Genomic DNA, 10,560 nt, shown 5'->3' with positions numbered 1-10,560 from the left:
AGAACGTGTTGAGAAAGCGGGCTGACAACTTCGGGGTTGTGGGCCAGGGTGGGCTATGGGCTCTTCCCCGGCCTACCCCTCGGATCTGACCGATGAGCAGTGGGCGCTGATCGAGCCGCTGGTGCCGGTGCTCAGCACCAGTGGCCGCGGCACTCGCGGCGGACGACCGGCGAAGTATCCGCGCCGCCGGATCGTCGACGCGATCTTGTACCTGGACCGGACGGGCTGTTCCTGGCGGCAGCTGCCGCACGACTTTCCGCCGTGGGAGACCGTCTACTACTACTTCCAGCGGTGGGCCGCCGACGGCACCACCGACCGGATCCATGACGCGCTGCGCGACGCGGCCCGGGATGCCGCCGGGCGTGACCCAGCCGCCTCGGCCGGTGCGGTGGACTCCCAGACGGTGCCCGGCGCCGCCACGGTCGGCACAGGCTCCCGTGGCTACGACGCCGGCAAGAAGGTCAACGGCCGCAAGCGGCACCTGGTGGTCGACACCCTGGGTCTGCTCATCGTCGTGCTGGTGACCGCGGCCAGCGTGCAAGACCGCGACGGCGGCATCCGGGTGCTGGACCGGGCCAAGATGGCCATGCCCTCCCTGGTGCTGGTCTGGGCCGATGCCGCCTACAGCCGCCGCACCCAGGACTTCGCCTCGAAGGCGCTGCGCATCCTGGTGCAGGTGGTGGCCAAGCTGGTCGGCCAGCAGGGCTTCGTGCCGCTGCCGCGCCGCTGGGTGGTCGAGCGCACGCACGCCTGGATCACCGGCCATCGCCGGATGAGCCGGGACTACGAACGGCTGCCCGCCCACTCCGAAGCGATGATCAAGTGGGCCATGATCGGGCTGATGGCCCGCCGCCTCGCACCGGCTCCCGGCCGCCGTCCCTGGCAGCCAGCACGAGCTTCCTGAACCCTTTCTCAACACGTTGTGAGAGCGACGACGACTGAGGTGGGTCGGTAGTCATACCGACGGCAGTGGCTGAGGGCATGGCGGGCGCGGACAACACGCCCGCCATGCCCTCGGTTCGTTGGGGGCCGGCCCGGCGGTCCCTCTGCCGGCGGAGCTCATCTGCGCACGGGCGTAGTTCCGGAAGGTGAACGCATTGGTCTGGTGGTCTGGGGAGCCGCACGGAGGGTGGTCGCCGAGGCGCTGATCAGGCCGAGCAGCACGAGCCCGGCCACGGGGCTTGCCACGGTCCACGGTGCCTGTTCCAGATAGTCCAGTGACTCGGCCAACATCGCGCCCCATTCCGGTGAGTCGTGGGCGGCGCCCAGGCCGAGGAAGCTGAGGGCGGCGACGTTGATCGAAACCGGCGGAACCCGCGCGGCGGCGTGCCGCAGGAGCGGGCCGGTGACGGCCGGCAGCACGTGCCGCCGCAGCACCTGAGCACGGTTGGCGCCGGCCAGCACGGCGGCCCGGACGACCCCGGTGGCGAGGACCTGCACGACCAGGGTGCGGCCGTGGACGGCCAGCGGCACCCACGCCACCAGGGCGACGGCGGTGGCCGCAGCCAGCAGTCCCGGACCGGTGACGGCGGTGACGAGGACGCCGACCAGGACCGCGGGGACGGCGTTGAGGACGTCGGTGACCCCGGCGCGCACGTGCCGCGCGGTCAGGGCCACCGTCACCCCCACCAGAAGAGCGACCACGCTGATCACCAGCCCCGCCCCCACGGTCAGCAGCGCGCCGGATGCGAAGCGCGCCAGGACGTCGCGGCCGAGTGCATCGGCACCGAGCGGGAGCCCCGCGGACGGCGGCCGCAGGCGCTCGGCGAGCGACACCCCCCGCGCGTCGCGGGGCAGGCCGGCTGCAACGGCGAGGAGGAGACCCACGACCAGCACGATGGTGACGCGTGGTCGCCCGGCGGGGGCGGGGACGACGACCTGGTCGGCCTCTGTGTGGCGCGCCGGCCCCAGCAGGGCCCCGTGCGCCCAGCCGCCGAGGGCGGCCACGCCGATCGCGGTGAGGACCAGGGCGGTGACGCAGCCCTGGAGGAGGGGCAGGTCTTGGGCGAGGACGGCCCGTAGCGCGGTGCGGCCGGCGCCGGGCACCGCGAACAGCTGCTCGACGGCGACCGCGGACCCGAGCAAGCCGGCGAAGGCCAGTGCCAGCTGGGGGACGGCGACGGCGGCCGCCCGGCGGAGAACAGCCGCGCTGGTGGCCGGCGCGCCGACTCCGTTGGCGCGCCAGGTGGCGACCCAGGCCTCGGCCAGCGCGCCGTCGACGGTGCTGGCCAGGACCCGGGCCAGTAGCGCGCCGGCCGGCAGGCCGAGGGCCAGGGCCGGTAGCACCACCTGCTCGGGTCGGCCCCAGCCGGAGGTGGGCAGCATCTCCCAGCTCAGCGCCACGACGCCGAGCAGGACGATCCCGACCACGACCTCCGGGATCACCGCCAGCGTGGTGGCGGCAATCCCGGCCGCGAGGCCCAGCGGCCGATCCCGGCTGACGGCCCGGTAGGTCGCCGGCACCACCAGGACCGCCGCCACCGCCACGGCGACGACGACCGCCGCCCCCGCGAGGGTGGCCGAGACGCCGAGCGCGCGAGCCACCTCCGGGCCGACCGGCTCCCGGTCGACCCAGCTCGTCCCGAGATCGCCGCGCAGCGCGCCGCGCAGCCACCACCAGGCACCGGTCAGGGGATCGGTGGGCAGGCCCAGATCGGCGCGGATGGCTGCCAGGGCGGCGGGATCGGCCTCCCGCTCGCGGAACAGGGCACGCAGCACGGTGCGGGCCGGGTCCTGTCCCCGCAGCCAGGGCAGCGCCCCGATGAGCAGCACCAGGGTCAGGACCGTTCCCCCGGTCACCAGGACCGTCCGCAGCGCCCCCCTCACTGGGCCTTCGCGATCGGCGCGGCGCCGGCGGGGTCGGGCTCCGCGGGCAGCTGGGGCGCCGCGGCGAGCAGCCGGCGCGTCACCGCCGATCGCGGCCGGCCGAGCACCTGTGCGACCGGCCCGTGCTCGACGACTCGGCCGCGGGCCAGCACGGCGACGTCATCGCAGAGGGCGCCGACCACACCGAGGTCGTGGGAGACGACGAGCAGCTGCAGGCCCTCCTGCCGGGCCAGGGCCGCCAACAGCTCCACGATGTGGGCGCGGAGCACGGGGTCCAGGGCACTCGTGGGCTCGTCGGCCATGAGCAGCCGCGGTCGTGGCGCCAGCGCACGGGCCAGGGCGATCCGCTGCTGCTGCCCGCCGGAGAACTGGCCGGGCCGGAGATGGGCGGCGGTCGGGTCCAGGCCGACCGCGGTGAGCATCTCGGCCACCCGCCGCGGGTGATCGCCGGGGACCTGGAGCAGCCGCAACGGTTCGGCGACGACAGCGCCGACGGTCATGCGGGGGTCCAGCGACCCGGTCGCGTCCTGAGCCACCACCTGGACGGTGTGCCGCAGCCACCGCAGTGCCGCGGCAGGTCCGGGGAGCACCCGGCGGCCGGCGATCCTGATCTCACCGGTGTCCGCTTCCTCCAGCCCGAGCAGCAACCGCAGCAGGGTGCTCTTCCCGGCGCCGGAGTCGCCGACCACACCCAGGTGCCGCCCTGGGGCCAGTGACAGGTCGACCCCGTCGAGCGCCGCGACGTCCGTGCGGCGGCCGGGCCGGCCCGTCCGGTAGCGCCGCGACAGCCCGTGGACCTCGATCAGGTTCCCAGCCCCCGCCGGGTGTCCGGGCCTGGCCGCGTGCCGCGGGCTGCGGCCGGGCTGGCCGACCGACGCGAACCGGTGCGCCGCGGCCAGCGCGGCCGTGGCAACCGGCGACCGGGGAGCAGTCAGCAGCTGCCCCACCGACCCGTCCTCGACGACCCGGCCGTGGTCGAGCACGGCGAGCCGGGTACAGAGCGAGGCGGCGACCGCCAGGTCGTGGCTGATCAGCAGCAGCGCCGTCGGAACGCCGTCGCGGGTGTGGGAGTCCAATCCGGCGCGCACGGCCGCGAGGACCGCCGCCTCCGCCGAGGTGTCGAGAGCGGTGGTCGGCTCGTCGGCCACCAGCAGGCGCGGACGGCAGGCCAGGGCCATCGCCAGGGCCGCCCGCTGACGCTGGCCACCGGACAGCTGGGGCGGCCGCGCCCGCGCCACGGCAGCGGGGTCGTCGAAGCCGAGGGATTCCAGCAGCTCGAGGACGCGGCGCCGGGCGTCGGCCCGGGACGCACCCAGCAGCCGGCGCATCGGCAGTGCCACCTGGTAGCCCACGGTCGACAGCGGATCCAACGCCGCAGCCGAGTGCTGCCCCAGGACGGCCGTGACCCGCCCCCGCAACCGCGCCGCTTCGGCCGGGCCGGCTCGCAGGACGTCCACGGCTCCGACGCGGACGTCGCCCTGAACCCGGAGCCCGCTGGGCAGCCGTCCGGTCAGCGTCCGGGCGAACAGGGACTTCCCCGCACCGGAGGCACCCACCAGGCCCAGCCGCTCCCCCACGTCGATCACCAGGTCCACCCCCGACAACAGCTCCCGGGCAGCCCCACCTCTCCGGTCCGGAGCATGGATCCGCAGCCCCGCGACGCGGACCAGCGCGTCCGGAACCGGTGCGACGACCGTGTCCGTCGGCATGCGACTCACCCCAGCGCGGTGTCCCGGGTGATGATCGCCCGCTCCCACGGGTCGTCGGCCAGGCCGCTCACCTCCTTGCTGACGCCGAACCGGGTGCGCTCGTGAACGAGCGGAACCACGACGTCGGAAGCCAGCACCCGGTTCTCCACCCGCAGCGCGGCCGCCTGACGGGCATCGACGTCCGACAACTGTGACGCCGCCACCAGCTGCGCGTCGACCTCCGGATCGCAGAACAGGCTGAGGTTGTATCCGCCGTCGCAACCGAAATCAGCGGCGAGATAGGACAGCGGGTCGGCGGTGTCCTGGCCGTAGGAACGGCTCATCAGCACCGCGTCGAACTCCCCGGCCAGCAGCTGCTCCTCCAACTCGGTGTAGAGCCGGACGACCAGGTCGACCTGGAAGCCCGCCCGACGGAGCGCATCGGCGACCGCGGCGGCGATCTCGGGCATCTCGGCCCGGTCGGAGTAGGTGGCCAGGGTGATCGCCTGACCCTCGACCGCTGCTGGATCGGGGTGCGACGGCACGGGACGTACCGTCGCCCAGGAAGACACCGGCCCGAACAGGCCCTCGGGGCGATCCGCCTGCCCTTCGTAGATGCTGCCCGCCACGTCCAACCCGGTGACCGCCTGCCGAGCTGCCGACCGCAGACCGGGGTCGGCGAAGACCGGCGAGGTCGAGGTCAGGTGCAGCGAGACCGTTCGCGGGAGCGGAACCGAGAGCAGCACGTTGCCGTCGCCCAGCGACTGGAGCTGGCTCACCGGCACCGCGTGCGCGATGTCGACCTCCTCGGCGCGCAGAGCGTTGGCCCGGGCGACGCCCTCGGAGAGGAACCGCACGTCCACCCCGTCGGCAGCGGGAGCCCCGCCCCAGTAGTCGGGGTTGGCGTCCAGGGTGGCGCCGCTAGTGCCGTCGAGCTCCTCGAGCACGTACGGCCCGGTCCCCGCGCCGAGCAGGTCGGGGTTCGCCGGATCCGCGTACGCCGAGCGAGCCAGGACCGCCAGCTCGGGAGAGCTCAACCGCTGCGGGAACACCGGGTCGGGCGCCGCCGTGTTGACGACGACGTCCTCCCCCTCGGCGCGCGCGGTGAACTCGACGCCGGACAACGCCCGCGGCCTCGGCGTCGCGGCGACCGCGCGCTGCAGATCCTGCATCACCACCTCGGCGGTCATGGCGCTGCCGTCGTGGAACCGAACCCCCGGGCGGAGCTGGAACCGCCACGTCAGCGGATCGACCTGGGTCCAGGACTCCGCCAGCAGCGGCTGCGGCCTTCCCGCCGCGTCCAGCGAGACCAGCGTCTCGGTGGCGCCGATGCCGTAGCCGATCACCGCGTCGTCGCTGTACGGCGAGAGCCCGGCCACCGGCACGAAGGCGTAAGCGAGACCGATCCGTTCCCCCGCCGCCTCGGGCGCTGGGCCGCAGCCCGCGACGAGGGACACGGTGACGGCTCCAGCCAGCGCCGGAGCGCACCACCGTCCCCGCCGACGAACGGAACCCTCGACCGGGACAGACAGCAGAGAACGACCGGACATGCGCACGGCTCTCCTCGCGAGCTCGCGAACGGATGCCTGGGCCACGCGAGGCAGAAGCCTGGGCGCACGAGCCGCTCAGGTCCCCGATCTCCCCTCGAGACCGCAGACGCACCGCGCAGGGCCTGCGCGGTACAGCCGGCAGGTCTTCGGACTCACGGGCGCGGGCACCAGCCCACCTACTGGCCGTCGCTTCCCAGGCCGGAGCCCAGTGCTTCCTGACGGCGGTCGTTCCCGTTCACCGCTGCGGGGCAGTCCCGGATTTCCACCAGGTTCCCTCTCTCGCCGACCACCGGAGTGGCCGGACCGGCTGCGGCTGCCAGCGTAGTACCGCTCGCCCGGCAGCACCGCAGGTCCACCGGCGGAGGGCCATGTGAGGCGCGGGGCCTCACCACGCGGAAGGTGGTGTCAACGGTGGGTGGCGTCCCCCTCGTTGGCCACCCCGATGCTGTAGCTGCCGCGGCGAGCTCAGTGACCGAGCCCGGCGGCGTTCTTACCTCCAGGGCCGGAGGATCTTGCGAAGCACCAATCCGGCGCGGCGCCGGAAGAGGCTCCGCGGTAGCTCAGCTGCTACGACGCCCGCTGACGGCATCCCCGCTCAGAGACCTCATCCCACCGCTTAGTTTAGAAGACGTTGCATTAGTTGGCTGGGAGCCGGCGGGCGCAGATGAGGGTGACGGCCAGCCGGGCCAGTGCGGTGATCGGGGCGACGCTGCGGTCATAGCGCAGGGCGAGGCGTTTGTAGGACAGTAGCCAGCCGATGGTGCGCTCGACGACCCAGCGGTACCGGCCGAGGCGGGCGCTGGAGTCTCGTCCGATGCGGGCGATCCGGGCAGTGATCCCGCGGCGACGCAGGTAACGACGGACCCGTGGGTTGTCGTAGCCCTTGTCGGCGTGCAGCTTGAGAGGTCGACGCCGCGGATGCCCGCGTCCGCCGCGTTTGATCGCCGGCATCGAGTCCGGGATCGGCTCGACGAGCATGCTGTCGTGTCGATTGGCGCCGGAGACTGCGATGTTGAGCGGCAGGCCGGTGGCGTCGACGAGCAGGTGGTACTTGGTGCCGCGATTGCCCCGGTCGGTGGGGTTCGGGCCGCTCAGTGCACCCCCCTTTTCGGGCTCTTCGATCTTGAGGGGGAAATGACCCTCAGCAGGCGGTGACCCGGCGATTGCGCCGAGTGCAGGCGAACCGTACCCGGCGGCGCTGGTTGTCAAGGTTGCGGAAGCCGTAGGCGGTGCGGGCGGCGGTCTTCACCGTCCGGTTGGTGGCCTCGGTGCCGGCGTTGGTGATGCCGGTCTGCAGGAAGCCTTCGACCTCGGCCCACCAGGCCTCGATCGTGCCGGCGAGCCGTTCGAGTTCGGGCAGCCGGGAGTCGGCGCACCAGGTGTGAACCGGTGCAGCCGGGTGGAGATCTCGTGCCGGTGGCCGCCGCGGCGGGCGCAGGCCAGCAGCCTGCGCAGCTCCTCTTTCGCGATCCAGGCGGTGAGGATCTTGCTGGTCGGGTCGGCGTCGACCAGGTCGTTCCACATTCTGGTGAACTGCTCGGGCGTCAGTCGCTCGTAGCCGCGCAGCAGCCGCCGCCGGCGCGCCCACGCCGGGTCGCTGGCTCGCCCGCGGCGGCCGTGCAGATCCCAGGTGACCCCCCGGCGGACGTCGGTGAGGGCCTGGTTGGCCAGCCGGACGAGGTGGAAGTGATCGGCCACGATCCGGGCGTGGGGCAGCGCCTCGGCGACCGCGGCCCGGTAGGTCGCGCACGGATCGATCGCCACCACGGCCACGGCGTCCTTCCAGGCCTGGCCGCGCTCGTCCAGCCAGGCGACGACGTTGGCCTTGGTCCGGCCCGAGGCCTGGCCCAGGAGGCCCTGGGCCCCGGCGAGGTCGACGAAGTTGGTCTCGAAGGTCTCCAGCTTCACCCAGCCCTGGCCGTCCTCGGTGCGGGTCCAGCGGGGCTTGCCGCGGCGGGTCTCATCGATGCCCAGCACGGCCACCGGCTCGGGGTCGGGCAGCTGCGCGGTGACGGCGGCGACGAACGCGGCGTGCGCGGTCGGCCAGCCCATCACCCCGGCGCACGCCGTACTGACCGGCAGCCCGTCGGCGACCCGGCCGGCCACGTGCCGGCGCAGCCGTCCGGTCACCCGCGCCCCGGCCGGCACCTCGGGAATCTGTTCGGTGAACGCCCGCCGCACACACGCGGTCTCCCGGCAGGCGTACTGCACCTTGTGCCAGCGCACCGCCAGCGGCGCCTCCCCGTAGGGCAGGTCCCGCGGCCTGGTCGTGCGGCGCTGCCGGACGCTGCTGGACAGCACCCCGCACTCCGGGCACGCCGCCGCGGTCTCCTCGTCGGTGACCACGTGCACCACACGCACACCGTCCGCGGCGCGGACCACCCTCTGCACCCGAACTCCGGGCAGGCCGAACAGGATCGTCGTACCGTCTGAACTCACTCGTGGTCCCTCTGCTGTCGGCTCCAAGCACCGCCAGCATCGAGGGGCCACGAGCCCATCAGCCCGAGGCCGCGATCCTCACAAGATCGTGTCGGCGTTCCCCCTCAAGATCGAAGAGCCCCTTTTCGCCCGAACGCTGACGCTGTCCAGGCTGGCTCACGACCAGTCCAGCCGGCCGCGCTCGCCGAGCTGGTCGAGCACGGCCTGGTGGAGCCGGTCAAAGACGCCAGCGGCTGCCCATTGCCGCATCCGTCGCCAGCACGTCCACCCCGAGCCGTAGCCGAGCTCTCGGGGGCAGCTTGGTCCAGCCGATGCCGGTGGACAGCATGAAGGCGATGCCCTCGAGGACGTCCCGATTTGGGGTCGACCTCTTCGGAGAGCAGGCCAAGGGGGGCGATCTCCAGCAGAGCGCGCATGGCTTGCACGGCCTGGTCGAGGCGGCCGAGGCGGGCGAGGGCTTGCACGAGCCAGAACGAGCAGGGCAGGAAGGCGCCTTCGGTCCCGGGCAGCCCATCGCTGCCCGGGGGGTAGCGATACAAGTACGGTCCGCCTCGATCGACCCGTGGGACGAGACCAGCGCGGCCGACCGGGTGTCGCCGAGCAGCGCGTAGTCACCGATCGCGGCAGTGCTGCGGGTCGGCGCGTTCACGACGGGTCGAGGAGCAGGCCGAGTATCGCGCCGTAGGCCAGGTATGCCGCGACGTGACGAGAGGAGTCTGGAGGCCGTAGTGCAGCCCCAGCAGTCCCGGTGGCTCGAGAGCCGCCCGAGTCTCCAGCCCGGCCCGCTCCGAGGCGATCGCGGATGCACCCGCGAGCAGGGGAACCAGCGCGACCAGCGCGAGCCCGGCGTGCAGCAACCCGAAGGCCGCACCGATCGACCCACGATGCGGTGCCCAGGACCGCGAAGCCGGCGGCGTAGCCGAGCGCGAACAGTTCGCCAAACCCCAGGTGCAGGACGAACCCTGCAACGCGCGCGCGGTCAGGATCCTCGGTGAGCAGCGCGCCCGCAGCAGCGGATGTCCAGGCGGGTGGTCCCCGCCAACTGCGCATCGATCAACACCGCGGTCAGCGCCGCGGTTGCGGCCAGGCCGAAGACCGCCCACCCCGCCCAGTCCATCGCACGGTCCTCTCGGGCCAGCCAGATGATCAGTAGCGGATGCCAGGGCCGCTGTCGGACGACACGGAACGCCCGCTGGCGAAAGGTCAGGAGTGCCGCGCGGCGGCAGTTTCCAGCGGTGCAGCGCTGGTCTCCATCACGGGCCGGCCGGGGTCGCGCAGCGCCTGCGGGCGTACGCCGACCCCGTGACGGAAGGCTATGTCTCCGCCGAGCCAGCCGCTGATGCTTACGATCCCCAATCCGCCAGCGGCCAGCCTGCGACCCAGCGAGCGCCGGCCGCCCGAGCGCATTGCCCACGATGTGACGTAGATCCCGAGCGCGACGCTGTTGAGCGCGGCGTGAACCGCAGTCTCCCGACGCGCGGCATCCCGCGTGTCCAGGTACTGCACCAGCCCTGTCGCAGCCGCGACCACCGCTCCGAGCACCCCAAACCGCAGCGCAGTGTCGGCGGCGGAGTCGTGGTCGGGATCGCCGGTGACCGCGCCGCGCAGGTCATGCCAGCCGGTCAAGGTCCACGCACCAACCGGCAGCGCGATCACCACCGGATGCGCGGGATGCCCAAGCAGCTCGTTGCCGTGCAGCAGTCGCACGAGCGGGCGCACGCGGGGTGCTGTGAGCACCGGCGCCAGCGCGGCCTGGAGGCCCTGCGAGACCCGGTCGAGCGCACTGCCAGGCGCGGGCAGCACCTTGTCGATGAGCGAAGTGAGTTCCATCAAACCCTCCAATTGGTCAACGGCTTGCGACCCGGCGCAGCGGCCGCAGGAACGGGGCACGGGCTCTTTTTCAACAGGCCGCCCCACGTGCCGGCTTCGAAACCCACGCAAGGACCTCCTGCACTCTCAGCTTGTCGTTTAACCCCTCGGCCACTGGGATGACAGAGCTGTGATTCTGGGGCTGGCATGGGGGCGGCCACCGCTGGATCCTTCGGAGTTGCGAAGCC

General features: G+C 73.0%; 6 protein-coding genes, 3 pseudogenes and 1 riboswitch. Of the genes and pseudogenes, 1 reads left to right on the top strand and 8 read right to left on the bottom strand.

What is annotated here, in order from left to right; all coding sequences use genetic code 11:
* The first annotated feature begins 55 nt into the window (after nucleotides 1-55).
* Entirely contained in the window at nucleotides 56-904 is an 849-nt protein-coding gene (locus tag CNO22_RS22070; protein WP_100499712.1) for an IS5 family transposase, read from the top strand.
* Between the two features lie 155 nt (nucleotides 905-1,059).
* Here the strand turns inward: CNO22_RS22070 and CNO22_RS22065 are convergent, their stop codons facing one another.
* The 8 genes and pseudogenes from CNO22_RS22065 to CNO22_RS22030 form a co-directional block, all read right to left on the bottom strand.
* Nucleotides 1,060-2,799: an ABC transporter permease subunit gene (locus tag CNO22_RS22065; RefSeq protein ID WP_198588512.1), complete on the bottom strand. Its 1,740-nt coding sequence runs from the start codon at nucleotides 2,797-2,799 to the stop codon at nucleotides 1,060-1,062.
* Nucleotides 2,800-2,822: 23 nt separating this feature from the next.
* Nucleotides 2,823-4,535, bottom strand: coding sequence for an ABC transporter ATP-binding protein (locus tag CNO22_RS22060; protein ID WP_100501381.1), 1,713 nt, complete (start codon nucleotides 4,533-4,535; stop codon nucleotides 2,823-2,825).
* A 5-nt stretch (nucleotides 4,536-4,540) separates the two neighbouring features.
* On the bottom strand, nucleotides 4,541-5,971 hold the full coding sequence (locus tag CNO22_RS22055) for an ABC transporter substrate-binding protein (protein WP_157937069.1): 1,431 nt from the start codon (nucleotides 5,969-5,971) through the stop codon (nucleotides 4,541-4,543).
* A 213-nt stretch (nucleotides 5,972-6,184) separates the two neighbouring features.
* Nucleotides 6,185-6,387, bottom strand: a riboswitch (cobalamin riboswitch).
* Nucleotides 6,388-6,700: 313 nt separating this feature from the next.
* Nucleotides 6,701-7,174, bottom strand: a pseudogene (locus CNO22_RS22050) (IS5 family transposase); the annotation flags it as partial.
* Between the two features lie 31 nt (nucleotides 7,175-7,205).
* A pseudogene (locus CNO22_RS30365) lies at nucleotides 7,206-7,391 on the bottom strand (transposase); the annotation flags it as partial.
* Nucleotides 7,310-8,365, bottom strand: coding sequence for a transposase (locus tag CNO22_RS22045; protein ID WP_456298007.1), 1,056 nt, complete (start codon nucleotides 8,363-8,365; stop codon nucleotides 7,310-7,312). The pseudogene CNO22_RS30365 and the gene CNO22_RS22045, both read right to left, overlap by 82 nt.
* Before the next feature lie 234 nt (nucleotides 8,366-8,599).
* Nucleotides 8,600-8,864, bottom strand: a pseudogene (locus tag CNO22_RS22040) (transposase); the annotation flags it as partial.
* 842 nt (nucleotides 8,865-9,706) lie between these two features.
* Nucleotides 9,707-10,333 carry a DUF2231 domain-containing protein gene (locus CNO22_RS22030; protein WP_157937068.1) on the bottom strand — a complete coding sequence of 209 codons (627 nt, stop codon included), beginning with the start codon at nucleotides 10,331-10,333 and terminating at the stop codon, nucleotides 9,707-9,709.
* Between the last annotated feature and the right edge of the window lie 227 nt (nucleotides 10,334-10,560).

The organism is Geodermatophilus chilensis, from assembly GCF_002802985.1.
GTDB classification, from domain to species: domain Bacteria; phylum Actinomycetota; class Actinomycetes; order Mycobacteriales; family Geodermatophilaceae; genus Geodermatophilus; species Geodermatophilus chilensis.
This window is presented reverse-complemented; position numbering and strand designations above follow the sequence as displayed.